Annotated in this window: 21 protein-coding genes, 1 tRNA gene and 1 pseudogene; 11 read left to right on the forward strand and 12 right to left on the reverse strand. The window is 61.7% G+C overall.

Translation table 11 applies throughout. The features are described 5' to 3' along the window. Positions 1-744: 744 nt before the first annotated feature. Positions 745-1,761 carry a substrate-binding domain-containing protein gene (locus ASD52_RS23775; RefSeq protein ID WP_025428077.1) on the reverse strand — a complete coding sequence of 339 codons (1,017 nt, stop codon included), beginning with the start codon at positions 1,759-1,761 and terminating at the stop codon, positions 745-747. A gap of 65 nt (positions 1,762-1,826) precedes the next feature. Further along, positions 1,827-3,050 carry an alpha/beta hydrolase gene (locus tag ASD52_RS23780; protein ID WP_239637579.1) on the reverse strand — a complete coding sequence of 408 codons (1,224 nt, stop codon included), beginning with the start codon at positions 3,048-3,050 and terminating at the stop codon, positions 1,827-1,829. Positions 3,051-3,384: 334 nt separating this feature from the next. On the opposite strand from ASD52_RS23780, the gene ASD52_RS23785 reads away from it, so the two are divergent. The 6 genes from ASD52_RS23785 to ASD52_RS23810 are packed head-to-tail and all read left to right on the forward strand — an operon-like array spanning position 3,385 to position 9,736. Continuing rightward, positions 3,385-4,440, forward strand: coding sequence for a dipeptidase (locus ASD52_RS23785; RefSeq protein WP_057205801.1), 1,056 nt, complete (start codon positions 3,385-3,387; stop codon positions 4,438-4,440). A gap of 49 nt (positions 4,441-4,489) precedes the next feature. Beyond that, positions 4,490-6,130 carry an ABC transporter substrate-binding protein gene (locus tag ASD52_RS23790; RefSeq protein WP_025428074.1) on the forward strand — a complete coding sequence of 547 codons (1,641 nt, stop codon included), beginning with the start codon at positions 4,490-4,492 and terminating at the stop codon, positions 6,128-6,130. A 42-nt stretch (positions 6,131-6,172) separates the two neighbouring features. Then, the gene (locus tag ASD52_RS23795) at positions 6,173-7,216 is read left to right on the forward strand and encodes an ABC transporter permease (RefSeq protein ID WP_025428073.1); all 1,044 of its coding nucleotides are present in this window, start codon (positions 6,173-6,175) and stop codon (positions 7,214-7,216) included. After that, positions 7,213-8,145, forward strand: coding sequence for a nickel transporter permease (nikC, locus tag ASD52_RS23800; protein WP_025428072.1), 933 nt, complete (start codon positions 7,213-7,215; stop codon positions 8,143-8,145). The genes ASD52_RS23795 and nikC overlap by 4 nt, the downstream gene beginning before the upstream one ends. Continuing rightward, positions 8,142-8,975 carry an ABC transporter ATP-binding protein gene (locus ASD52_RS23805; protein ID WP_025428071.1) on the forward strand — a complete coding sequence of 278 codons (834 nt, stop codon included), beginning with the start codon at positions 8,142-8,144 and terminating at the stop codon, positions 8,973-8,975. Before nikC ends, ASD52_RS23805 begins: the two co-directional genes overlap by 4 nt. Further along, positions 8,972-9,736, forward strand: a complete 765-nt coding sequence (locus ASD52_RS23810; protein ID WP_025428070.1) for an ABC transporter ATP-binding protein — start codon at positions 8,972-8,974, stop codon at positions 9,734-9,736. Before ASD52_RS23805 ends, ASD52_RS23810 begins: the two co-directional genes overlap by 4 nt. A gap of 192 nt (positions 9,737-9,928) precedes the next feature. On the opposite strand, the gene ASD52_RS23815 is transcribed toward ASD52_RS23810, so the two are convergent. The 7 genes from ASD52_RS23815 to ASD52_RS23845 all read right to left on the reverse strand — a co-directional run bounded on the left by ASD52_RS23815 (position 9,929) and on the right by ASD52_RS23845 (position 16,056). Further along, positions 9,929-10,666, reverse strand: coding sequence for a hypothetical protein (locus ASD52_RS23815; protein ID WP_038576354.1), 738 nt, complete (start codon positions 10,664-10,666; stop codon positions 9,929-9,931). 60 nt (positions 10,667-10,726) lie between these two features. Continuing rightward, positions 10,727-11,959: a class I SAM-dependent methyltransferase gene (locus ASD52_RS23820; RefSeq protein ID WP_025428068.1), complete on the reverse strand. Its 1,233-nt coding sequence runs from the start codon at positions 11,957-11,959 to the stop codon at positions 10,727-10,729. A gap of 7 nt (positions 11,960-11,966) precedes the next feature. Then, positions 11,967-13,031 carry a CDP-glucose 4,6-dehydratase gene (gene rfbG, locus ASD52_RS23825; protein ID WP_025428067.1) on the reverse strand — a complete coding sequence of 355 codons (1,065 nt, stop codon included), beginning with the start codon at positions 13,029-13,031 and terminating at the stop codon, positions 11,967-11,969. Then, the gene (gene rfbF / locus ASD52_RS23830; protein WP_025428066.1) at positions 13,028-13,795 is read right to left on the reverse strand and encodes a glucose-1-phosphate cytidylyltransferase; all 768 of its coding nucleotides are present in this window, start codon (positions 13,793-13,795) and stop codon (positions 13,028-13,030) included. Before rfbF ends, rfbG begins: the two co-directional genes overlap by 4 nt. A gap of 214 nt (positions 13,796-14,009) precedes the next feature. Continuing rightward, positions 14,010-14,786 carry a cephalosporin hydroxylase family protein gene (locus ASD52_RS23835; protein ID WP_025428065.1) on the reverse strand — a complete coding sequence of 259 codons (777 nt, stop codon included), beginning with the start codon at positions 14,784-14,786 and terminating at the stop codon, positions 14,010-14,012. A 41-nt stretch (positions 14,787-14,827) separates the two neighbouring features. Continuing rightward, entirely contained in the window at positions 14,828-15,628 is an 801-nt protein-coding gene (locus ASD52_RS23840; protein ID WP_025428064.1) for an SDR family oxidoreductase, read from the reverse strand. Next, entirely contained in the window at positions 15,625-16,056 is a 432-nt protein-coding gene (locus ASD52_RS23845; RefSeq protein ID WP_239637559.1) for an acyltransferase, read from the reverse strand. Before ASD52_RS23845 ends, ASD52_RS23840 begins: the two co-directional genes overlap by 4 nt. A 234-nt stretch (positions 16,057-16,290) precedes the next feature. On the opposite strand from ASD52_RS23845, the gene rfbC reads away from it, so the two are divergent. Next, positions 16,291-16,824, forward strand: coding sequence for a dTDP-4-dehydrorhamnose 3,5-epimerase (gene rfbC, locus ASD52_RS23850; protein WP_025428062.1), 534 nt, complete (start codon positions 16,291-16,293; stop codon positions 16,822-16,824). Between the two features lie 89 nt (positions 16,825-16,913). Then, positions 16,914-18,626 (forward strand): adenylate/guanylate cyclase domain-containing protein, encoded by a 1,713-nt coding sequence (locus ASD52_RS23855; protein WP_038577375.1) that lies wholly within the window; start codon positions 16,914-16,916, stop codon positions 18,624-18,626. Positions 18,627-18,659: 33 nt separating this feature from the next. Here ASD52_RS23855 and ASD52_RS23860 read toward each other — a convergent pair whose 3' ends face one another. Continuing rightward, positions 18,660-19,403 carry an SDR family oxidoreductase gene (locus tag ASD52_RS23860; RefSeq protein ID WP_025428061.1) on the reverse strand — a complete coding sequence of 248 codons (744 nt, stop codon included), beginning with the start codon at positions 19,401-19,403 and terminating at the stop codon, positions 18,660-18,662. A gap of 98 nt (positions 19,404-19,501) precedes the next feature. Here ASD52_RS23860 and ASD52_RS23865 point away from each other — a divergent pair, with 98 nt between their 5' ends. After that, positions 19,502-20,407, forward strand: coding sequence for an AraC family transcriptional regulator (locus ASD52_RS23865; RefSeq protein ID WP_057225620.1), 906 nt, complete (start codon positions 19,502-19,504; stop codon positions 20,405-20,407). A gap of 111 nt (positions 20,408-20,518) precedes the next feature. On the opposite strand, the pseudogene ASD52_RS40305 reads toward ASD52_RS23865, so the two are convergent. Next, positions 20,519-20,740: pseudogene (locus tag ASD52_RS40305) on the reverse strand (hypothetical protein); the annotation flags it as partial. Between the two features lie 400 nt (positions 20,741-21,140). Here ASD52_RS40305 and ASD52_RS23875 point away from each other — a divergent pair. Both ASD52_RS23875 and ASD52_RS23880 read left to right on the forward strand, forming a co-directional pair. Beyond that, a complete protein-coding gene (locus tag ASD52_RS23875; RefSeq protein ID WP_025428058.1) occupies positions 21,141-22,592 on the forward strand; it encodes a DUF1254 domain-containing protein in 1,452 nt (483 codons plus the stop codon). A gap of 211 nt (positions 22,593-22,803) precedes the next feature. Continuing rightward, the gene (locus ASD52_RS23880) at positions 22,804-23,490 is read left to right on the forward strand and encodes a GNAT family N-acetyltransferase (RefSeq protein WP_244497511.1); all 687 of its coding nucleotides are present in this window, start codon (positions 22,804-22,806) and stop codon (positions 23,488-23,490) included. A gap of 290 nt (positions 23,491-23,780) precedes the next feature. Here ASD52_RS23880 and ASD52_RS23885 read toward each other — a convergent pair. Beyond that, positions 23,781-23,857: transfer RNA gene (locus tag ASD52_RS23885), tRNA-Arg, on the reverse strand. Between the last annotated feature and the right edge of the window lie 75 nt (positions 23,858-23,932).

Raw genomic sequence — 23,932 nt, forward strand, 5'->3', positions numbered from 1 at the left:
TGGCCGGCGACGTCGGCAGCCTGCGTCACCTCGAAGCCTCCTAYCTGCAGAGCTGGCTCGTCTCCAAGGCGTGGGGCGACTGGGCGACGGAATCGCAATGGCTCTGGCGGCTGTCGACCAAACACGGCTCGAACGGTGTGCTGGGCGATGTCGGCATCCATATCCTCGATTTTGCCGGTTATGGCGCCGGCACCGAGGCCGAGCGGATCTTCGCGCGGCTGAAGACCTTCGACAAGGCGCCGGGAAACCGCATCGGCGAATATGACCTCGACGCCAATGACAGCTTCGTCATGACGGCCGAGTTCGGCAACGGCGCCATGGGCGTGATCCATGCCAGCCGCTGGGCCACCGGCCATCTCAACGAGCTGCGGCTGCGGCTGCATGGCGACAAGGGGGCGCTCGAAGTGGTTCATACGCCCGATGGCTCGACGCTTCGCGCCTGCCTCGGCACGGATGTTGAAACGGCAACCTGGCGTGATGTCGATGCCGGCACGGTGCCGACCAACTACCAGCGCTTCGTCGCCGCGGTTCGGGATGCCAAGACGGTCGAGCCCGGCTTCCGCCATGCGGCAAACCTGCAGAAGGTGCTCGATCTNCGACCAACTACCAGCGCTTCGTCGCCGCGGTTCGGGATGCCAAGACGGTCGAGCCCGGCTTCCGCCATGCGGCAAACCTGCAGAAGGTGCTCGATCTGGCGATGGAGACCGAGGCGGAAAGGCGCGAACTCTCGGTCTGATAAACGCCTCAGCCGGCCGGCGGGGCGGTGGAGTTGCGCATGACCAGCTCCACCGGCCAGACCTCGTTGAGGTCGGCGGCCGGCGTGCCCTGAAGCAGATCCAGAACCATTTCGGCGATCCGCGTTCCCGCAGCGCGGATTGACGAGCGTGTGGTGGTGAGCGTTGGGATCAGGTTCTCGGGGCTGAGATACGGAAAGACGTCGTCGTGGGCGATCAGCGAGATATGTTCGCCGACCGTCATTCCGGCGCTGCGGATTGCCCGCATGGCGCCGAGTGCCGACATCATCGAGCCGGCCAGCACCGCCGTCGGCCGGTTCTCCTGAGCCAGAAACCCCTGCATCAGGCGAAAGCCCATCTCGTCGGTGAAATCGCCGTTGCCGAGCAGGTTGGGATCGATGCCGATGCCGCGAGCGCCAAGCGCCGCCGCATAGCCATCCTGGCGGTGTTCGGTAAAGGTATAGCCGCGATGGCCGTTGACGAGCGCGATGCGGCGATGACCGAGCGCGGTCAGTAGGTCGGTTGCCTGGCGGATCGCGCCGTAATTGTCGATGTCGAGAAAGGCGAAATTGCCTGCCGTCTCGGTTCGTCCGTGCAGGACGAAGGGCAGCCGCAGGTCTGTCAGCAGAGCGATGCGGGGATCGTCGACCGCGGGCGAATGCAGGATCACCGCATCGACGCGCTTGCTGGCTGCAAGCCGGCGATAGGTCGCAAGCTCCGCTTCCCGACTGTCGACGGTTGAAAGCAGGATATCGACGTCGGCCTGTTGCAGCCGGCTACCGAGCCCACCCATGAACTCGCTGGTGTGCGGGCCGAAATCGCCGCCGCCGCGAAAGACGATGCCGATGGTGCCGACGCGTCCGGTCGCAAGCCCAAGCGCGCTGGTGTTCGGTCGGTAACCAAGTTCGGCCGCCGCCTTCAGCACCCGTTCGCGCGTCGCCTTCTTGACTTCCGGATAGCCGCTGAGCGCGCGGCTGACCGTCGTTTGAGATAGCCCCAGCCGGCCTGCGAACTCCTTGAGATTCATTTCATTTTCCCGTTGCCGTGGAGATCATAGCCTACCGGGCTTTGCCCGTGCAACAAGGCATGGCGTCAGGGGGCAACAGTCGAGCCGACGGTATTTTCCACTGATTGGCCAAGACGACGGACCTGATTGCCGTAGTTGGCGCGGGTACGCGGGTCGAAGATCATGATCGGCGTGGACACCGCGATGCTGGCAGCACTGCCGACGGTCTGGGCGGTGCCCAGCGCCACCGCGCCGACGCGTTCGCCGAGGCCGACATCGGAATCGGTCACCGTCTGCCCGGCGATCAGCCGGTTGCCGAGCAGTTGCACAACCTCAGGGCTTTCGGCGAATTTTCCATGATTCAGCTTGTCGCCGCCCTTGAGTGCCGTCAGGTCGAGAACGGTGATACCGGCCTGTTCCAGCTGGGTGCGATAAGGCTCGACCGTCGGGTCGATCTGCCCGAGCCGATCGATATTGCCGGAGATCCGGCGCGAGAGGTTGAGCGCGCGGTCGTCGCGTGACACGAACAGCGTGAATTTCGGCCGTGCCTTGCCCATCGCCTGGATCTGCTTGCCGAACACGTCGACGTCGAGATCCGGCGAGGCGAGAATGACGTCGGTAATCTTCGGTGCAATGCGGCCGTCGCGGATTGCCATCTGTCTGAGCGCCTCGACCGTGACCCAGGATCCCATCGAGTGGGCCATGACGGTGATTTCGCCGACCTTCGGGTCGCGGGAAGCGCGGCGCAGCAAATCTTCCAGCGCATCGCGGGAATAGTTGGTGCTTTCCTTGTCGTAATTGTAGTCGAAGACGCTGGCGCGCGACGGCCAGGTGAAGATCACCGGCGCGACGTCCGTTCCTGAATCGTGGACGATCTGGGCATAACGATAGACCGCATCCTCATAACGGTTGTTGAAACCGTGAACGAAGATCAGCACGCGCCGGCTTTTCGGCAGGTTGCCCTTCAGCCAGGACTGCGCATCATCCTTGCCCTTGAGCGGCGTTACGCTGACCGTTGAAAACTCGCGTTCGGGATTGGCCGGCAGTTTCTTCGGCCATTGAACCTGACCGACCTCGCGGTTCTTGCCCGGCGGGATCGAGACGACGATTTCCGTCAATGAGAGTTCGTCCGAGCGCTCACCGCTGAAAAGCACGCCCGGCTCAGTAGAGGGCGCGCGGGTGGTGGCGACCAGCAGGTCGACCTCCGAAGCGCCGCCGGCCGTTCCCGAGGGAACGAGCACGCCGACGGGCCGGCTGGCGCAGGCTGCGAGAAAGGATGCCAGGAACAATATGCTGGCGACGCGGCTGATTTGGCCCGGTCGGCCAGCCAGAGAGAACAAACGCAGCAACAAAACCCCCAATGCCGCATCATGCGGCGTGCCGATCCGTCATCGGGACCAGGCAATTCTCTTGCCTGAGAAATGGCAGGATTTCTGCCCTCGGAATAGCTTTTCGGCCTGTTCGGGACCTTTCTGGCGTCGCACGTGCGGCAAACATGCAACATTTCGCGACAGGCGGCCCTGGGTAAAACCCCTCGATATTCATTGAAAAGGGTTTGACCTTTCAATAGCATCCGATCTTCCTTCTTTCGGTGCGGCATCGCATGCCTCATCTGATCTCCCTGAAAACATAAGGAAATCCGGAATGCAGGCGGTTTTCGATGGCCATAATGACGTGCTTCTGCGGCTGTGGCAGAACGCACGCAAGGGAAGCGACCCCGTTGCCGAGTTCGTCGAGGGTACCGATAAGGGGCATATCGATGCGCCACGTTCGAAAGCCGGCGGTCTCATTGGCGGTCTCTGCGCCATCTACGTGCCCTCCGGCGATCTGGTGCTGGCGGGGCCGGACGAGAACGGCCACTATGTCACGCCGCTCTCGGCACCGCTCGAGCATTTGCCGTCGCTCGGCGTTGCCGTCGAGATGGCCGATATTGCGGTTCGTCTCGACCGCGCCGGTGCCTGGAAGCTTTGCCGGTCGACGGCGGAGATCCGCGATGCAGCCGGGCAGGGCACTTTTGCATCCGTTCTGCACATGGAAGGCTGCGAAGCCATTGGTGCCGATCTGTCCGCACTCGAAACCTTCTACGCCGCTGGCCTGCGTTCGCTTGGACCGGTGTGGAGCCGCCACAACGTCTTTGCCCACGGCGTGCCCTTTGCCTTCCCGATGTCGCCCGATACGGCGCCTGGCCTGACCGAGGCCGGCTTCGAACTGGTGAAGGCGTGCAACCGCTTGGGCATCCTGATCGATCTCGCCCACATCACCGAGAAGGGCTTCTGGGATGTCGCCAAGACGAGCGACCAGCCGCTGGTTGTCAGCCATTCGAACGCCCATGCACTGACGGCGGTTGCGCGTAATCTCACAGACAAGCAGCTGGATGCCGTCAGCGAGAGCAAGGGGCTCGTCGGCCTCAACTACGCAACCACGATGCTGCGCGCCGACGCGCAGGAAAATGCGGCGACACCGCTTTCCGATATGGTCCGCCACATCGACTACATGGTCGAGCGCATGGGCATCGACTGCGTCGGGCTCGGTTCGGACTTCGACGGCGCGACGATACCGGAAGACATCGCCGACGCTGCGGGCAGCCAGAAGCTCGTTGCCGCGCTTAGTGGCGCCGGATATGGTGACGCCGAACTGGCAAAGATATGCCGGGAGAACTGGCTGAGAGTTCTGGGGCAGGCTTGGCACGAGGCCGCCTGATCCATGAAGAAGAGCCCCCAAAGGGCACAAACGAGGGAACTGCAAAAAAATGATGCACAAGCTCAATGGACGTCTTCGTCTTCTGACCGCTTCGGCAGCGCTGGCCATGGTGATGGCCGCGACCGCACCGGCCTTTGCCGAAACGCCGAAGGACACGCTGGTCGAAGCCTTTGCGATCGACGACGTTATTTCCATGGATCCGGGCGAAGCCTTCGAGCTGACCGCGGCCGAAATCACCGGCAACACCTACAGCATGCTGGTGCGCCTCGACATCAACGACACCACCAAGATTGTCGGCGATCTCGCCGACAGCTGGACGGTTTCCGATGATGGTCTGACCTATACGTTCAAGCTGAAGTCCGGCCTGAAGTTCGCCTCCGGCAACCCGGTAACCGCTGCTGATGTCGCCTGGTCGTTCGAGCGCGCTGTCAAGCTCGACAAGAGCCCCGCCTTCATCCTCACCCAGTTCGGCCTTACCGGCGACAACGTGACGGAAAAGGCCAAGGCCGTAGACGATACGACCTTCGTCTTCACCGTCGACCAACCCTATGCGCCGAGCTTTGTCTTGAACTGCCTGACGGCGACCGTTGGTGCCGTGCTCGACAAGAAGCTGGTGCTCGAAAACGTCAAGCCGGTCACGCCAACGGATGACTACAAGTACGACAACGACTTCGGCAACGAATGGCTGAAGACCGGCTATGCCGGTTCGGGTCCGTTCAAGCTGCGCGAATGGCGCGCCAACGAAGTCATCGTTCTCGAGCGCAACGACAACTACTATGGCGAACAGGCCAAGCTCGCCCGCGTCATCTATCGTCACATGAAGGAAAGCTCGGGCCAGCGCCTGGCGCTGGAAGCCGGCGACATCGACATCGCGCGCAACCTGGAGCCGGGCGATTTCGACGCCGTTGCGAAGAATGCCGACCTCGGCACGACCAATGCGCCGAAGGGCACGGTCTATTACATCAGCCTCAACCAGAAGAATGCCAACCTTGCCAAGCCCGAGGTGCGCGAGGCCTTCAAGTATCTGGTCGATTACGATGCGATCGGCTCGACGATCATCAAGGGCATCGGCGAGATCCACCAGAGCTTCCTGCCGAAGGGCGTGCTGGGTGCCCTCGACGAGAACCCCTACAAGTTCGACGTCGCCAAGGCGAAGGAACTCTTGGCCAAGGCCGGTCTCGCTGACGGCTTCACCGTCACCATGGACGTGCGCAACGGCCAGCCGGTCACCGGCATTGCCGAATCCTTCCAGCAGACACTCGGCCAGGCCGGCGTGAAGCTGGAGATCATCCCCGGCGACGGCAAGCAGACGCTGACGAAGTACCGTGCCCGCAACCACGACATGTATATCGGTCAGTGGGGCATGGACTATTTCGACCCGAACTCGAATGCCGAAACCTTCACCAGCAACCCGGACAACTCCGACGAAGGCAAGAACAAGACGCTTGCCTGGCGCAATGCCTGGGACGTTCCGGAACTGACGAAGAAGACCAAGGATGCCCTGCTCGAGCGTGACAGCGCCAAGCGTGCGGAAACCTACAAGGAACTGCAGAAGACCGTTCTCGGCGAAAGCCCGTTCGTGATCATCTTCCAGCAGACCGAAGTTGCCGGCTACCGCGGCAACGTCAAGGGCCTGAAGCTCGGCCCGAGCTTCGACACCAACTTCGTTGCTGGCATCTCGAAGGAATAACCCGAAAGGATAGTTCCCTTGAGCATGAGCGGAACAGAACGGATGGGCGGGCGCCGACGCGCCCGTCCGGCGAAGATCATGGGCGCCGTGTTGCGCTTCCTCGTGATCGTCGTCACCACCTATCTCGGCCTTCTGGCCGTGACCTTCTTCATCGGCCGGGTGATCCCGATCGACCCGGTGCTCGCCGTCCTCGGCGACCGGGCGCCGACGCATGTCGTCGAAAGGACGCGCGAGGCGATGGGGCTGAACCTGCCCCTGTACCAACAATTCTTGATCTATGTGCGCCAGGCGCTGACCGGCGACTTCGGTATTTCAGTGCTGACGACCAACCCTGTGATGACCGATATCCGCCGCGTGTTCCCGGCGACCATGGAGCTTGCGACGCTCGGCACCCTGCTCGGCGCCATCTTCGGCGTGCCGCTCGGTGTTCTCGCTGCCGTCAAGCGCGGCAGCATCGCCGACCAGATCGTGCGCATTATCGGCCTTGTCGGCTATTCCGTGCCGATCTTCTGGCTGGCGCTGCTGTCGCTCCTCGTGTTCTACGCCCGGCTGAAGTGGGTCGCCTATCCCGGCCGTATCGATATCGTTTTCGAATACACCTTCACGCCGATCACCGGCTTCTACCTGTTCGACGCGCTCTGGCAACGTCAGTGGGATGTGCTGTGGGACGTCTTCCGCCACATCATCCTGCCGGCATCGCTGCTCGGTTATTTCTCGCTGGCCTATATCAGCCGCATGACGCGCAGCTTCATGCTCAATGAGTTGCAGCAGGAATACATCGTTGCCGCCCGCGCCAAGGGGCTCTCGGAATCCCGCATCATCTGGGGCCATGCGCTGCGAAATGCCGCCGTGCCGCTCGTGACCGTGATTGCGCTTTCCTATGCCGGGCTGCTCGAAGGTTCGGTCTTGACCGAAACCGTCTTCGCCTGGCCGGGCCTTGGCCTCTACATCACCAATTCGCTGCAGAATGCCGACATGAATGCCGTTCTCGGTGGCACCATCGTCATCGGTTCGGTCTTCATCGGCATCAATCTGCTGTCCGATCTTCTCTATCGGACGCTTGACCCAAGGACGCGCCAGCGATGAGCACCGTCACTGAAACACGCCCGATGACACGCCGCGAATGGCTGTTGTCCGACCGGCCGCAATCGCGCACCCAGGCGCGCCTCGGCCGCGCCTACATGACCTGGCAGCGCTTTTCCGCCAACAAGCTGGCCGTTCTCGGCCTGTTGATCCTGCTGGCATTGGTGTTCGTCGCCGCTTTCGCCAACGTGCTGGCACCGCATTCGCCCTATATCGGCGACCTCGCCAATGCCCGCTTGCTGCCGCCCGGCACCCAGGGTTATCTGCTCGGCACCGATGATCTCGGAAGAGACATTCTCTCTCGGCTCATCCACGGCTCGCGGCTGACGCTTGCCGTCGTGCTTTTGGTCGCGATCATCGCCGCACCCGTCGGCCTCATCGTCGGCGCGGTCGCTGGCTATGCCGGCGGATGGGTCGATGCGGTGCTGATGCGCATCACCGATATCTTCCTCGCCTTTCCGAAGCTGGTTCTGGCTCTCGCTTTCGTGGCAGCGCTTGGCCCGGGCATCGAGAATGCCGTCATCGCCATCGCCATTACCTCCTGGCCACCCTATGCCCGCATTGCGCGCGCCGAGACGCTGACGGTGCGCAATTCCGACTACATCGCCGCGGTGCAACTGATGGGCGCGTCGCCGACCCGCATCGTCTTCCGGCATGTGATGCCGATGTGCATGTCGTCGCTGATCGTGCGCGTCACACTCGACATGGCCGGCATCATCCTGACGGCCGCGGGCCTCGGCTTCCTCGGCCTCGGCGCACAGCCGCCGCTGCCGGAATGGGGCGCGATGATCGCATCCGGTCGCCGCTTCATCCTCGACCAGTGGTGGGTTGCCACCATGCCCGGCGTCGCGATCCTGATCGTCAGCCTCGGCTTCAACTTGCTTGGCGACGGCCTGCGCGACGCGCTCGACCCGCGGGAGAGCGGACAATGAACCCGCTTCTGACCGTTGACGACCTGAAGGTCTCGTTTCCAACCCGCACAGGGGTGGTTGAGGCCGTGCGCGGGGTCTCGTTCACGCTCGGCCGCGAGCGCCTCGGCATTGTCGGCGAGAGCGGCTCCGGCAAGTCGCAGACGGGGCGGGCGATCATGGGTCTGACGCCGGCGCATGCGCGGGTCACGGCCAAGACGCTTTCCTTCGAAGGCATCGACCTGCTTTCGGCCGCGCCGAAGGTGCGTCGGGATTTGCGCGGCAAGCGCATCGCCATGATCCTGCAGGACCCGAAATACTCGCTGAACCCGGTGATGAGCATCGGCCGGCAGATTGTCGAGACCCTCAAACGCCATGAGAGCGTCAGCCGCGCGGAAGCGCGTGAGCGGGCGCTTGACATGCTGGAGGCCGTGCAGATCCGTGATCCCGGGCGCGTCTATGATCTCTACCCGCACGAAGTCTCGGGTGGCATGGGGCAGCGCGCGATGATCGCGATGATGCTGGTGGCTGGCCCGGAACTTCTGATCGCCGACGAACCGACTTCGGCGCTCGACGTGACGGTCCAGCTCGAAGTGTTGTCGATCCTCGACAAGCTGGTCGCCGATCGCGGCATGGGCCTGATCTTTGTTTCGCACGACCTGCGGCTGGTGTCGTCGTTCTGCGACCGCGTCATCGTCATGTATGCCGGAAAGATCGTCGAGGAACTGGCCGCTTCCGACCTCGCAAACGCCAAACATCCCTATACCCAGGGCCTGTTGAACTGCATGCCGGCCATCGGTTCCGATCGCCATCCCCTGCCGGTTCTTGATCGCAAACCGGAGTGGGCCCTATGACGACCGCCACCGTATCCGTCGAAAATCTTGTCGTCACCTATGACGAGTTCAAGGCGCTGGACGACGTCAGCATCGACGTCGCGCCCGGTGAATCCTTCGGGCTCGTCGGTGAATCCGGTTCGGGCAAGTCGACCTTGCTTCGCGCGGTCGCCGGCCTTGCGCCGGTGACGTCAGGCAAGGTCCGCGTGCATGACCGGGTTCTGATCGGCAACCGCCGGGACAAGGCGTTTTATCGCGACGTGCAGATGGTGTTCCAGGACCCCTATGGTTCGCTGCATCCGCGCCAGACGATCGACCGCCAATTGCTCGAACCTCTCGCCATTCACGGCGTTGCCGATGGCGAACGCCGCATTCTGAAGGCGCTCGATGAAGTCGGCCTCGGCTCGGGCTTCCGCTTCCGCTACCCGCATCAGCTGTCCGGCGGCCAGCGCCAGCGCATTGCCATTGCCCGGGCGCTGATCCTCGAGCCCTCGATCCTGCTTCTCGATGAGCCGACTTCGGCGCTCGACGCCTCCGTGCAGGCCGAGGTCCTGAACCTGCTCGAACAGGTTCGACGCGACCGAAAGCTCACCTTCATCATGGTCAGCCACGACCTCGGCGTCGTCACGCACATGTGCGACCGCCTGGCGGTGATGCAGAACGGACGGGTGGTCGAACGCCTGTCCTCGGCGGATCTTGTCGCCGGGCGGATCGGCGAAGAGTACACGCGCAACCTGATGGTTGCGAGCAAGGGCTTCCAGCGCAAGGGTGCCGCTGCCTGACTTCAAGGGTTGCACAGTTGGGCCTGACAGGGCCCGACTGTGGTCCAAGGACCCTGGAATAGTTGGGCCTCTCGTTGAGGCGCGCAGCGCGCGACGAGGAGCGCGCGTCACATATGGACGCCATGGCGCCTTTAAGCACGTGGCATTGATTTCTCCCGCAACCGATTCCGATTTTGGAAGAAAAATAAGGCGTTAGCTTGCCTTCTCCCAGATCGATGTGGCGTTGGCAATGACCTTGCGGATGTTGCGCTGCTCGCGCCACTCGCGTCCCATGTCGCGAATGACCGGCTTTCTTTCCGGCGAGAAGATGTAGTTGCGGTAGCCTGCGACGTAGCCTTCCAATGCCGGGTTGACGCCGGAATAGAACTGCTTCTCCGGGTCGCGCGACAAGTCCATCATCTCGGCGCAGCGGCGCGCGAACGTCCCGCGCAGGATAGATGGGGAGGTCGTGAATTTCGGGAAGGTGCGGAAGAGCGGGATCTTGATCCCAAGCAGGCGGCCATACTCGTTTCGCTGATGGAAGTGCCCTTTTCGGCGGATATCCCAGTTCTGATCGGCGGTGTGAAACGACACCTGCATGATCGACGGATCGGCAAAGGGGGCCAGCAGATCCTCGCCCACGTCGCGCAGCGCGACCCAGTCGTCTTCCAGATGGAAGACATAGTCCGACGTGGTCGCGGCCCATACTCTTGCGACTGCGGCGCAAAAACCCGGATGCTGCGGTTCGGAGATCGTCGCGTCGGGGAAATGGCCGCGAACGATGTCGACGCAGGCGGCATGATCCTCCGGCGAGCCGAAGACGGGATCGAGATTGAGATGGGCGATCCCCACATCAAAACGGCATAGGACCTTTTCACGGAAGCTGTTCAGCGTTGCTGAAAGCAACTCCGGTCGCCTGGTTGCGACAATGCAAAGATCGATCCTGGACATTGTGCTCCTGCCCGATGCCGTTTCCTTCGCCGTTATCGCGGATTTTGATGAAGAGTTGGCCTAAATCAAGCGGACGAATGGTATGGCGACGACGAAACGACCGCCCCAGGCGCGGATGGTGGCATTGTCAGCGACGATCTCGTCGGTCAGGTTCCAGGGAAGGATAACGAGATAGTCCGGCTTGGCCACCTCCAGGTGGCTCGGCGCATGCACCGGGATGTGGGTGCCGGGCAAAAGCTTGCCCTGCTTGAGGTCGTTGCGATCGACCGCAAAGGCGATCTCGCCGGGCTTCACGCCGCAGACATTGAGGAAGGTATTGCCCTTCGCGGCTGCACCATAGGCAGCGACCGTCTTGCCCTCGGATTTGGCGAGAGCGAGGAAGTCACGGAATCCCTGGCAGACAGCGGCGATGCGCGTATCGAATTTCGCGTAGGTCTCCATCTGCGTGAGGCCAGCGGCCTCTTCGCTCGCACGTATCGATGCCAGGCGCTCCGTCGCCGGGCGCGTGCCGGTTTCGGTCTGGGCGAAAACCCGTAGCGAGCCGCCGTGGGTCGGCAACTCTTCCACATCGAAGACCTTCAGGCCGGATGCTGCAAAAATGCGTTCAACCGCCGCCAGTGAGAGATAGGAATAGTGTTCGTGATAGATCGTGTCGAACTGGACGCCTTCCATCAGGCGCAGCAGATGCGGAAACTCGAATGTTGCGACGCCATCCGGCTTCAGCAGAATTGCAAAGCCGGCGACGAAATCGGCGATGTCGGGCACGTGCGCCAGCACATTGTTGGCGGCAGTCAGGTCCGCACGGATGCCGCGGGCAACCAGGTCCGTTGCCGTCTTCCGGCCGAAAAAGGCGACCTCGGTCGGAACGTTGCGGGTCTCGGCGATCTTGGCCGCGTTGGCTGCGGGCTCGATGCCCAGAACCGGAATATCCTTGGCGACGAAATATTGCAGCAGGTAGCCGTCATTGGACGCGATCTCCACCACCTGCGAGGCTCCATCGAGCTGGAAGCGCTCGGTCATGGCATCGGCGTAGCGACGGGCGTGATCGAGCCAGCTGCTCGAAAAGGAGGAGAGATAGGCATAGCCATCGGTGAAGATTTCATCGGCCGGCACGGTTTCCGTCGTCTGAACGAGCAGGCACTCGGAACAGACCATTGCCTTTAGCGGGAAGGCGCGTTCACGCGCGATCGCTTCCTCGGTCGGCTCCAGGAAGGAGTTGGACCAGGGGGTCGATCCCAGATCGGCGACGACGGTCTTAAGCGGGGTCGAGCAGAAGCGGCAGTTGTGGGACATTGGGTCGTCAGCCTTTCATGAATGCGTCGATCTGGTCGAGCGTCAGAGCGCGAGCGTCGCCGCCCTTGCGCCAACCGTCGTACCAGTTTGCCGTCCACGCGATCGCTTCGTCTTGCGAAAGTCGGGAGGCCCAAGAGAGAGTCATGGCGGCAAGCGCCGGATCGAGCCCGAGCGTCTGCATTTCCCGCGGCTGGTCGGTCGAGGAAACATCGCGCCATTGCGGCGGCAGGCCCATCGCGGCCTGGACCGCTGAGGCGACGTCACGGACGGGGATCTGACGCTCGGCAGGCGAGGGGCCGAAGTTCAGGGCATCAACGGCAGTCTCGCCGGCATAGAGCGCTTCGGCATAGACGAAATAGCCGTTGAGGCAGTCAAGCACATGCTGCCACGGCCTCGTCGCCATGGGGCTGCGAATATCGAGCGCCTTGCCGGACAGAGCAGCGCGGACAATGTCGGGCACCAGTCGGTCGGTCGAAAAATCGCCGCCACCGAGCACGTTGCCGCCGCGTGCTGTCGCTACCCGGATGCCGCGCTCACGCAGGAAGGCATCACGCCAGGTCGAGACGACCAGTTCACAGGCGGCCTTGGAGCCGGAATAGGGATCGTGCCCGCCGAGCGTCGCATCTTCGGGAAAGTGCCTTCCGCTTTCGTCGTTGCGGTAGACCTTGTCGGTCGTGACCACGACGATTGCCTTCAATGCCGGAGCAATGCGTGCTGCCTCGAGCAGGCGCACGGTGCCCATGACATTGACATCGAATGTTTCGGCAGGGGTTCTGTAGCTTTCTCGCACCAGCGGCTGTGCCGCCATGTGCAGGATGATCTCGGGATTGCTCTTTTGCACCGCGGCCGCGAGCGCATCGGCGTTGCGGATGTCGCCGAGATGCTCCTTGCCGTCAGCCTGTCGCAAAAGGGTGTGCAACGACGGCTCGGCGAGCGGCGCCAGCGCATAGCCGGTGACGTCGGCACCCATTTGCCTGAGCCACAGCTGCGCCCAGCTTCCCTTGAACCCGGTATGCCCGGTTAGAAAGATGCGCTTGCCCGCCCAGAAGTTCCGGTTTGCCAGGCGGCTCATGCCCAGATTTTCCACGGCGCCGAGCCCTGCTGCCAGAGCTCTTCGAGTTGGGTCTTGTCGCGCAGGGTATCCATCGGTCGCCAGAAGCCATCGTGGGGGAAGGCCATCAGTTGCCGGTCTCTGGCAAGGCCCTCCAGTGGCTTGCCCTCGAAGGACGTGCTGTCGCCCTCGATGCGATCGAGAACGCTTCGGTTCAGCACGAAGAAGCCGCCATTGATGCGGCCGTTGTCGCCGGCCGGCTTTTCCGTGAAGCTTCGCACCTCGCCGTCATGGGTCGCCAGCGCACCGTAACGCCCCGGCGGCATGACGCTGGTAACCGTTGCTTCTCTGCCGTGGCGAAGATGAAAGTCGGTCAGCGCCTTGATATCGACATCGGCAACGCCGTCCCCATAGGTCAGGCAGAACGTATCACCCAAGTGGTCCGCCACGCGCTTCAGCCGTCCACCGGTCATCGATTCCGTGCCCGTATCTACCAGTGTCACGCGCCAAGGTTCAGCCTTGTTGGAGTGAAACAGCGTTTCACCCGTCGCCATGTCATAGGTCACGTCGGATGAGTGGAGGATGTAGTTGGAGAAGTACTCCTTGATCATATAGCCACGGTAACCGAGGCAGATGACGAAGTCCGAGAAGCCATAGTGGCTATAGATCTTCATGATGTGCCAGAGGATCGGCCGCCCGCCGATCTCGATCATCGGCTTCGGGCGCAGATGGCTCTCTTCCGAGATGCGGGTCCCGTAGCCACCCGCAAGAATGACAACTTTCATACGACTGCCCCTTGACGCAGTTTACGATATAATACCGTGAAGGATTGCTCCAATAGCGCTATCTGCCGCGGACGGCCCCTCTATATCAGCAGCCGCTTGCCCGATCTACATCTGCAATCGCTTACGCAATTTCGGTTTATTGGCAGCGAGAAATCGCTTTTTTTGACGCACACTTTCGATCGATACGCTGACGAGTGGGTTCTCCAACGGGCTGCTAGGCCCTGAGAAGAAAGCCCTCCGGAGCCACGGTCACCAGAAGCTTGCCGTCAATTTCGCCATTGACGCTGAATTCGGGATGGTCCGCCAGATAGGCGCGCACGGCCGTCTTGGGGTTGTCGCCGACGTTCCACGGACGGTCATTGAAGAAGTCCCGTGGGAGGTCCTCGACGAATGTATCGAACACCACGCAGTAGCATCCCGAGGTGACGAGGGGGGCATAGGCTTCCAGTTCGGCGAGCACGTGATCGTGCGTGTGCATGGAGTCGAGGCACACCATTACCCGTTCGTATCCCTGCGCCGCCTGTTGAACCTGGTCAACGACGTCCTTGGCGATCGAGGAACCTTCGATCAGCTGGATTCTCGACGCCATTGGATGCTCTTCAATGGCCTTGCGATTGTGCTTGCGGATGTCGATATCGATGCCGATCACCTTGCGGTTCGAGACCTTCGGATCGATCGTGACGCCTTTTTCGATCGCATCGCACATATCCAGCATCGCCAGCAGCGAGGCGCTCAGAACGATCGAGCCGCCATGCGCGATACCGGTCTCGATGATCAGGTCCGGCTTTGTCGCCCAGACCAGTTCCTGCATCGCCTGGATGTCCTGCGGATACTGGATGATCGGGCGCCCCATCCAGTCGAAATTGTAGACGTAGCGTTTGTCCATGGACATCTGCCGCCATTGCGACGACAGCGCGGTGAACGCCTCGTCGGTGCCGTAGCCGGCAATGGCAGCCATGCGCTCTGCGGAGAATTGCTTGATCGGGTCCATCCGAAGTCCTTTCGGTCGATGCTGAGGATCGCCAGCGTGTTTTAAGGGGCAAACGAGAGTATGTCCGCAATTCTGTCGATAACGCGCTCTGGTTTAAACGCGAACTCGGCCCGTATGCGGTCGATGTCTATCGGTGGGAATGTGATTGTCGGAGCATGGTCGGCGACGTCAACCCGGCAGCCCGTGTGGCGAGCGAGCCCAGTCACCCAGTCAGCATTGCTGGTCTGTTGACCGCTCGCCACGTTGTAGATCGTTTCCTGTCCATTTTCGGCAATTTGCGTCAAGAGTTTAACCGCGTCGTCGATCCAGATATAGTCCTTGGCCGACGCCATACTGCTCCGCAGCGTGATGTGACCGGCCGCTGCTTCCCGACAGAGATCGCCGATGAAACTCTCCGATGTGGCCGATGCCGGCCCGACGACGTTGGACAGGCGGGCGATGCGCACATTCGGCCTGCCGGACGCATTGCAGATTGCCTCACCTGAAAGCTTGGAGAGATTGTACAGATCCGATGGGTTGCCGGGGCGAACGGTCAAAGCTGCCAATTCGTCCGTGTTCGTGCTGCCGGCATAGACCCGCGTCGACGACAAATAGAGAAACGACGTGAAGTCGCAGTCTCGCAGCAGTTCGGCGGCCAAGCTGACATGCGCCTCGATCGTATCGAAAGGTCTCTGCCGAAAGTCGGCCGTAAGCCCTATGGCGTAGATCACATGCGTGCCATGGCAGGCCTCGGTCAGGCGGGCGTCGCGTGCAGGGGCGATCACTTCGTGGCCGAGTGACGTCAGATAGGTCAACAGGTGGCGCCCGACAAAGCCGCGGGCGCCGAGCAGGGTAAATCTCAAGATCGATATCCCAGGGTTCTCAATGGATTCCCGCCGGTGATCGAATAGGCCTCGACCGTGCCGCGCACGATGCTGCCTGCCGCGATCACGCAGCCCTTGCGCAGGATAGTTCCATCGAGAAGCACACAATTGGCCCCAAGCCAGACATCGTCCTCGATGACGATACCGCCTCTGCTTTCCTGGAAGCCCTGCTCACGTATCGGGCGGCTCTTGTCGCGGAATTCGTGATTGACGGGTGCAAGCGTACAATTCGCGGCGATCAAGACATTGTCGCCGATGGTGATGCCGTGACCGCTGTAGAAAACGCATCCACTGTTGATCGTGCAGTTGCGGCCGATCACGATGTCGCCACTGCCGCCGGCCGGCTTGAACTTCACGAAACTGTCGATGACCGAGTTCTCGCCGATCACGTATTTCGAACCGCGCACGGAGGCTTCCAAATCAGCCAGGTCGCTTATCCGCGCCGTGAGGTGTGCCTCGATCATTGTTCAAGCCGTTCGCTGTGCACGGCCTGCACCAGTCGCACCCTGCAGGGTCACACTACGCTTGTCCGTGCTTGCATTTCCGCGCGTCTTATGTCCTGAGAATTTGTTGGCCGTCAATATCTGCGGGCTGGAACACGACCCTTGTTCTGCCCACCGACCCGTTCCACGAGAAAGCCGATGTCGCGTTTCAATCGTATCGCCACACCTATCCCCGATCTTTTGGTCATCGAGCGTCAGCGCTTTGGCGACGAGCGCGGGTTCCTCTCGCGCTTCTTTTGCCGCGAAGAGCTTGCCGATTTCGGCGCCGATGGCACGATCGCCCAGATCAACCACACGATGACGCACCTCAAGGGCACGATCCGTGGGATGCATTTTCAGCGTGCGCCGCATGACGAGGCCAAGTTCGTGTCCTGTCTCGCCGGCTCCGTCTTCGATGTCGCCGTCGATCTGCGCCCGGGTTCGCCCACCTACCTGCAATGGCACGGCGAGGTTCTGAGCGCAGAGAACGCGCGATCGATGATGATCCCCGGTGGATTTGCGCATGGATTTCAGACGCTCTGCGAAGACTGCGAACTGATCTACCTGCATGACAAACCCTATGCGCCGGAGGCGGAGGGCGGGCTCAATGCGTTCGATCCGAAGCTGGCGATCGGCTGGCCGTTGCCTGTCGCCCAGATGTCGGCGCGCGACCAGGCATTCACCTATATATGAAGCGATTGCTAAAATAGCGTCTGCTGCCTGATCCCTTGCATTGTGCTATCCTCTCGCGCTGGCGGCCGAGTGTCGGCGAGGCGATGGAGATGCAGCGCAAGCTGGTTGCGATCATGGTGGCGGATTTCGTCGGGTCGACCGCGGCGATGGAATCCCATGAGGAAGAAGCCGTCGAATGCGTCTCTGCGTGCCTGAAGGCCGTGGGCGACACGGTCGCGCGCCATGATGGCCGGGTCTTCAACACCGCCGGCGATGCCGTGCTTGCGGAGTTCACGAGCCCGGTCAACGCCCTTCGCGCAGCCATGGAGGCGCGCAGCTCGCTTGCGGCCATCCCCGATGCCACGCCCAACCACATGCGCTTCGGGTTGCATCTTGCCGATGTGCTTGCCGTCGGCGACGACCTCAGGGGCAACGGTGTCAATCTCGCCGCAAGGCTGCAATCGAGTGCTGCCGCCGGCGAAATCGAAGTTTCCCAAGCTCTGTACGAGCAGGTGCGGCGGGTCTCGCCCTGCGCCTTCGAAGAGATCGGCGAGCGTCGCTTCAAGGGTGTCAGCGAGCCGATGCGTGTCTATCGGGTCGGGACGACGATCGACAGGCATCGGTTTCTCTCGGCGCCGACGCGCGAGGCGCCGCCGGCCGCGATGCGGCCCAATTCGGTGATCGTCACGCCCTTCGTCGCCTTCGCTGCCGGTCAAGACGACCAGTCCTTCCTGACGGAGGGGCTGACCGACGACCTCACGCTGGAGCTCGGCCGGCTGAAGAGCCTGTTCGTCAGCTCGCGGTCGGCCTCCGTGGTCCTTGCCATCCGTGATCCCGTCGAGGTGGGGAGGGCACTGGGGGTGCGCTATGTCGTTTCGGGCTCCGTGCGCAAACTGGGTAGCCTCGTGCGGCTCAACGTGTCGCTGTGCGAGACGACCCACGGGCATCTGGTCTGGTCCGACCGGATCGAGCGGCCGTTCGAGGAGCTGCTTGCCATCATCGACGAGGTGACCGCCCGCATCGCCGCAACAGTGGCAGGACGGATAGAGCAGGCGGAGCTGGTCGCCGCGCGGCTGAAGCGGCCGGACAACATGTCGGCCTACGAGTACTACCTGCTTGGCCTCGACCACCATCGCCTGATCGGTGTCGCCGATCGGCATATCGGCGAAGCCATGCACTGGTTCGAGCGCTCGATGGATGCGGATCCAACCTTCGGACGGCCGGTCGCCATGCATGTGTGCGCCTGGAGCAACCTGCCCGATTTCGACCTTTCGGCCGGCGAGCAGCAGGTCGCACACGCGCTCGATCTCGATCCTACCGACCCGGACTCCCATCGCATCATGGGTGCGATCAAGTGCATGGAAGGCGACTTCGCGGCATCGCGGCATCATCACGAGCGGGCGATAGACCTGGCGCCCAACGATGCCTACATCGCGGGCCGTTGTGCGGCTTTCTACACCTATGCGAACGAGGCGGAGCGGGCGCTCGAGCTGCTCGACCGGGCGGAGATGCTGGACCCGTTTCTACCGGTGTGGATTGTAGAGGAGCGCGTCGCCTCGCTCTATGTGCTCGGCCGGCATGACGAGCTTTTTGCCGTGGCGCGGGCGCTTCCCTATCAGACCCGGCGCACGCTGATCTATCGTATCGCCGCGCGGATGGCGCGCGGCGATATTGACCGGGCGCGCCAGTTGGTGGCGCAGATCCAGGCGCTCGATCCAAAACTGACGGCCGGCTATATCCGCACCCAGGAGTTCTTTAGGGATCGGACGATCACCGAAGCGCTTGTCGATCGCGTGCATGCCGCGGGCTTGCCATTGGCCTGATGGCGCTGTCGGCGGATGACGCCGCCCTCGGTTTCAGCTCGCGCGCGCCAAAGCCACGGCGTCGGCCCCCGCCGGGAAATGCAGCTGTTCCGACGTATCATTTGCAGCGCGCCATACCGCGTCCGCCACATCGCTCTCCGTGGTAATCAGGGCCGGGTTTGCAAAAGCGGCAAAGATCGGCTGCGCGAAGGCCGCATAGGTTTCAGGGATCAGATCTTCGATGCGCACGCCGACATTTTGCGAAAACCGCGTGCTCGGAGCGTAGCCGGGCTCGACCAGTTTGGCGCGCACGCCGAAGGCGCGAAGCTCGTGGGTAAGCGACCCGGTAAACCCCTCGATTGCCGTCTTGCTGGCGGTATAGGCGGCGGCAAGAGGCATGGCGGCGAGCGTCACGCTTGATGTCACATTGACCACGACGCCGGACCGCCTGCGGCGCAATTGCGGGATCACCGCCTGTGTCATTGCCATGACGCCGAACGTGTTGGTCTCGAAGATCTTCCGCACATGAGCCATCGGCGTTGCCTCGAAAGCCCCGACCACGCCGATACCGGCATTGTTGACGAGCGCATCAATCGGACCGCTTACCTCCAGTGCCACCGAAATGCTGTCGGGGTCGGTGACGTCAAGCTGCACGATACGCATGCGCTCCGACCGGGGCAGGATATCCTCGCGCGGCGTGCGCATGGTCGCGACCACGTTCCAGCCGTTGGCGTGAAAGAGGCGGGCGGTTTCGAGGCCGTAGCCGGACGAGCAGCCAGTGATCAATACGGTTTTCATGACAATTTCCTTGTTCGGTTCAGATGGTGTCATGATACCGAGCGAAAACCGGACGATATATAATTGAAAGTCCGTATTTGATTTGCGATAGTCCGGAAATGATCGATCCACTCTCGGAAATCATCACGCTGCTGCGACCCCGCGCAGTGTTTACGAAAAGCATCAGCGGTGCCGGCCGCTGGGGCGTGCGTTATTCCGATTTCGGTCATCCCGGCTTCTGCACCGTTCTCGAAGGTGCCTGCCGTCTGGCGGTCGACGGTCAGGACGTGCTGGCGCTTGAGGCGGGCGATTTCGTCCTGCTGCCGACAACGCCGGGCTTCACCATGTCGGGCTTCGAGCCGGTTACCCCTGAATTCATCGACCCGAAGGCAACACCTGATCCGGGCGACGAGGTTCGCCACGGCGACCTCGATGGACCGCCAAGCGTGCGGCTGCTCGGCGGCTACTTCGTCTTTGCAACGGAGGATGCGGGATTGCTGGTGTCGCTGCTGCCGGCGCAGGTGCATGTGCGCGGCGCCGAGCGACTTTCGATCCTGGTTCGGCTGTTGACAGAAGAAGCCGCCGAACAGCGCGCCGGTCGCGATCTGGTACTGGCGCGCCTGGTCGAAGTGCTGCTCATCGAGGCGCTGCGGCTGACCCAGCGGCCGGACGCTCCGCCGGGATTGTTGCGCGGGCTCGCCGATCAACGGCTGGCGGAAGCGATCAGGGTGATGCACGGCAACCCGGCGCGCTCCTGGACAGTGGCCGAGCTTGCGAAGGCGGCCGGGCTCTCTCGTTCGGCGTTCTTCGAAAGGTTCACGCGCAATGTTGGCCTGGCGCCGATGGAATACCTGCTCGCCTGGCGCATGGCGATGGCAAAGGACCTGCTGCGCAGCCACGACGCCGAAATCGCCGATGTCGCCGAACGGGTCGGCTACGGCTCGGCCAGCACCTTCAGCACCGCCTTCAGCCGGCACGTTGGACAGGCGCCGGGACGGTATGCGCGGGCGGGTGCAGAGGGGTAGTCGCTCGGCGCCAGCCGATATGCTGTGCCAATCTCCCGATGCGTATCGATAGATTTGTTCTGCCCTTGAGTGTTTTGGCTCGCTATAGCCTTGGGTGTCGTGCAGCGCGGCTCAGTGTCGGAGTAATCGGGACGGCAGAAGGGATTTGGTTTCCAACGTTACTTGGAAATCAACTCGTTGCGCGCTTCCTGGTGTCCTGCTGACCATGGCCACGATGATCTCAAAGAGTTCGTCTTGCGCCTGCTGAGCGGTGATTTCTGCTGTCGCTGCGGCATGGGACAAGGCGTCGGCGGCGCCCAGCATCGCCCAGAAGCTGGACTGCATGATACCTCTAGGCTGAAAGCGTCGGATGCCCGGTGCTTTCTCCCGCGCAGAAAGAAGATCTCGTAGAACTTTCCCACGGCGAACGCTCTGTTTTAACACCGCCATGACGCGACAGGGCAAGCCCTTTAAGGCGCAGGCGACACACATCGCGCTAACACGATGAGGGGGCTCTTTCGCCCATTCCTGAAAACGTACACGCTAACCAGTGGTCGCTGAGCCAAAGTACGCTCCACCCTCAGTCGTCCAGAGCATTCATGATACTCCGGCCCCGCAGGACGATGGGCCGCCAAGGAGGGGGCGAACGCCGTAAGTTACCGTAACGTACTTGCTACTACGGAGCTTTGCGAAAAGGCTGCCTCGGGCGGGCATCACCCACGTGAGCCGTTAAATAAAGCAACGGGAGAACACCATGAACAGGCACGTGATCGGTCTGTCCCTAGGACTAGTTTTAGGGCAGTCAGCGATGGCTCAGGCCGCGCAGCCCGCTCTTACCGAGGCAGAGGCGCACTCTATTGCCGTGGACGCCTATGTGTATTTCTACCCGCTGTTGTCCATGGACATCAGCCGAAAGACATTCACCAACGTCGAACCCGGCAAGGAATTCGGGAAGGGTCCGATGAACGTCTTCACCAACGTTCCCGAGTATCCTCCGGCGGATTTCAAGGGTGTGGTCCGCCCAAACTTCGACACGCTGTATTCCTCCGCGTGGCTCGACATGACGAAGGAGCCCGTAGTCATCAGTGCTCCGGATACCGACGGACGCTATTACCTGCTTCCGATGCTGGACATGTGGACGGATGTTTTTGCGTCGCCGGGTTGGCGGACCACGGGCACAACCGCAGGGACATTCCTTGTCACGCCGCCGGGCTGGAGACCCGACTTGCGCGACAAGTTCATTGAGGAGTTCAAGCTCCCCGAGAACACCCAGCGAATTGAAGCGCCGACGACGCATGTCTGGGTTATCGGTCGGACAAAGACCGACGGCCCGGCTGACTACGATGCCGTACACAAGATCCAAGCGGGGTACAAGGTTACGCTCCTATCGGACTGGGGCAAGTCAGCGAAGCCGGTTGAGGTTAAAATCGATCCCAGCGTCGACATGAAGACACCGCCAAAGATCCAGGTCGATACGATGGACGCTGGCAAGTATTTCGCATATGCCGCCGAACTGCTCAAGGTCGAGCCGCCCCACCTGACCGATCAACCGATCCTCGCGGAGATGAAGAAGATCGGCATCGAACCCGGCAAGAGCTTTGACATGAGCAAGCTCGATCCGACCGTACAGAAAGCCTTGGAGAGCGCGCCGCAAGTCGCCCAGAGACTGATGGAATGGAAGCTGGCGACGTTGGCGAGGGTAGAGAACGGCTGGTCGATGAATACCGATACGATGGGAGTATACGGCAACTACTATTTGAAGCGGGCCATTGTTGCGCAGCAAGGCCTTGGCGCGAATCTGCCGGAAGATGCCATCTACCCTCTCAATCTCGCCGACGAGTCAGGGCAGCCGCTCGATGGCGCGAATAAATACACGATAGCGTTCGAAAAGAATGCCATGCCGCCCGTCAACGCTTTCTGGTCGATCACGCTGTACGACGCAGCCGGATTTCAGGTTGGCAACAGCCTCGAACGTTTCGCACTCAGTAGCTGGATGCCGTTCAAAGACAACGCAGATGGCTCGCTTGATCTCTACATTCAAAACGAGTCCCCCGGTCCGGATAAGGAGGCCAACTGGCTGCCTACACCGAAGGGAGCGTTCACTCTGACGATGCGCATGTACGCTCCGAAATCCGAAGCGCTGATCGGAAAATGGAATCCGCCGCCCGTCAGGAAGGTGCAGCTTCCGGCCCTGGCTACTCAGTGAGTTTTCGAACAGCAAACCTCGGCTGGGAGACAACTCGGGCTTGAGATGTGTTTTGCCAGTGGCCGTGTGAACGGCTACTGGCAAAAACCTAGTTTGTGGCAATCCGCAACTCTTCAACCAACAGCTCGAATTTTCGGCGGTCTTCGTCTGACAACCGAAAAGCGCTGGCAGATAGTCAGCAAGACCTTTTTCGACTACAGTTGATTATAGCGTGAGCACAATCCACGAAGTTCGATGGAGCCACTGGGCAGGAAAATTTCCAAATGCCAGCGGGCGATTGCTTGAGCCCGACTCGATCCCGGCCTCCTTTTCGGCGTCCATGGAACTCGGGAAGGAGCGCCCGCTTTGCCGATGCAAAATTTGTGAGTGGGGCACAGAGGTGGAACCGAACTCGGAGATCGGCCCAGCCGGGCCTGACGACTTCCCTGCCATTCGAGCCTTGTGCAACAGCTTCATCGACTGGTGCCGGTCACGCTACGGCGAAAACGCTTGGTTCGTCGACCGCTATTACACACCAGAAGAATGGGCCGCGCTCCTGGACAGCCTGCCGAGGATCCACTCGGCTCCACATGGCGAGATCCTTGTTGCCCGCCTGAACGGAAAGGTGGTCGGTTGTGTTATGATGCAGCGGATCGATGAACACACATGCGAGATGAAGCGCATGTTCATCAGCCCCGAGGGCCGAGGCTTAGGGCTGGGCCGCCGTCTCGCCGAAAACATCGTGCGCGTGGCTGCTGAGCGGGGCTACGCGACCATGCGGCTGGATACCGGCCGCAACCACGATGAGGCGCTGAGCCTCTACCGCTCTCTCGGATTCCAGGAGATCGCGCCTTATTACGACGCACCTCCTGAACTGTGCAACCATCTCATCTTCATGGAAGCCCCTCTGGCGGGATAGCTTCTTGGCACGCCATGGCCGCAGATACCGCGTTTGTATCAACTCGGCGACAACACGAGGACAAATGGCAGCGGCTGGCGGTAACGAGCGGGCTCGCAGAGGATCGTCTTCTTGAGGGGGTGAGGATGCTCAAGGCGCGCGAGCCACGTCAGCCTGTCACGGACATACTGGCTGGGCAGTTCATGACGTCTTCGGCGGAAATACGGCCCTGGGCAACTGATAGAAGGAAAACGTCCGGTCGGCGGCGGGCGCGGACCTAGCACCATCATTGTTCTGGAATGGTGGAAAGATGGCGCACCCGACAGGATTCGAACCTGTGACCTTTGGAATCGGAATCCAACACTCTATCCAGCTGAGCTACGGGTGCATCCGTTTGCAGCAAGGCCGCCGAAGCGGACTGTGAGCGGTTCATAGCTTAGCTTGCGCGTCGCTTCAATGGTGA

The organism is Ensifer sp. Root142, assembly GCF_001426785.1.
Lineage (GTDB): Bacteria > Pseudomonadota > Alphaproteobacteria > Rhizobiales > Rhizobiaceae > Ensifer > Ensifer canadensis.

What these genes read in the sequence shown, in the direction of transcription:
- ASD52_RS23775 (WP_025428077.1), bottom strand. Translation starts at nt 1,761, where the DNA reads ATGAATCTCAAGGAGTTCGCAGGCCGGCTGGGGCTATCTCAAACGACG.
- ASD52_RS23785 (WP_057205801.1), top strand. Translation starts at nt 3,385, where the DNA reads ATGCAGGCGGTTTTCGATGGCCATAATGACGTGCTTCTGCGGCTGTGG.
- ASD52_RS23790 (WP_025428074.1), top strand. Translation starts at nt 4,490, where the DNA reads ATGATGCACAAGCTCAATGGACGTCTTCGTCTTCTGACCGCTTCGGCA.
- ASD52_RS23795 (WP_025428073.1), top strand. Translation starts at nt 6,173, where the DNA reads ATGGGCGGGCGCCGACGCGCCCGTCCGGCGAAGATCATGGGCGCCGTG.
- nikC (WP_025428072.1), top strand. Translation starts at nt 7,213, where the DNA reads ATGAGCACCGTCACTGAAACACGCCCGATGACACGCCGCGAATGGCTG.
- ASD52_RS23805 (WP_025428071.1), top strand. Translation starts at nt 8,142, where the DNA reads ATGAACCCGCTTCTGACCGTTGACGACCTGAAGGTCTCGTTTCCAACC.
- ASD52_RS23810 (WP_025428070.1), top strand. Translation starts at nt 8,972, where the DNA reads ATGACGACCGCCACCGTATCCGTCGAAAATCTTGTCGTCACCTATGAC.
- ASD52_RS23815 (WP_038576354.1), bottom strand. Translation starts at nt 10,666, where the DNA reads ATGTCCAGGATCGATCTTTGCATTGTCGCAACCAGGCGACCGGAGTTG.
- ASD52_RS23820 (WP_025428068.1), bottom strand. Translation starts at nt 11,959, where the DNA reads ATGTCCCACAACTGCCGCTTCTGCTCGACCCCGCTTAAGACCGTCGTC.
- rfbG (WP_025428067.1), bottom strand. Translation starts at nt 13,031, where the DNA reads ATGAGCCGCCTGGCAAACCGGAACTTCTGGGCGGGCAAGCGCATCTTT.
- rfbF (WP_025428066.1), bottom strand. Translation starts at nt 13,795, where the DNA reads ATGAAAGTTGTCATTCTTGCGGGTGGCTACGGGACCCGCATCTCGGAA.
- ASD52_RS23835 (WP_025428065.1), bottom strand. Translation starts at nt 14,786, where the DNA reads ATGGACCCGATCAAGCAATTCTCCGCAGAGCGCATGGCTGCCATTGCC.
- rfbC (WP_025428062.1), top strand. Translation starts at nt 16,291, where the DNA reads ATGTCGCGTTTCAATCGTATCGCCACACCTATCCCCGATCTTTTGGTC.
- ASD52_RS23855 (WP_038577375.1), top strand. Translation starts at nt 16,914, where the DNA reads ATGCAGCGCAAGCTGGTTGCGATCATGGTGGCGGATTTCGTCGGGTCG.
- ASD52_RS23860 (WP_025428061.1), bottom strand. Translation starts at nt 19,403, where the DNA reads ATGAAAACCGTATTGATCACTGGCTGCTCGTCCGGCTACGGCCTCGAA.
- ASD52_RS23865 (WP_057225620.1), top strand. Translation starts at nt 19,502, where the DNA reads ATGATCGATCCACTCTCGGAAATCATCACGCTGCTGCGACCCCGCGCA.
- ASD52_RS23875 (WP_025428058.1), top strand. Translation starts at nt 21,141, where the DNA reads ATGAACAGGCACGTGATCGGTCTGTCCCTAGGACTAGTTTTAGGGCAG.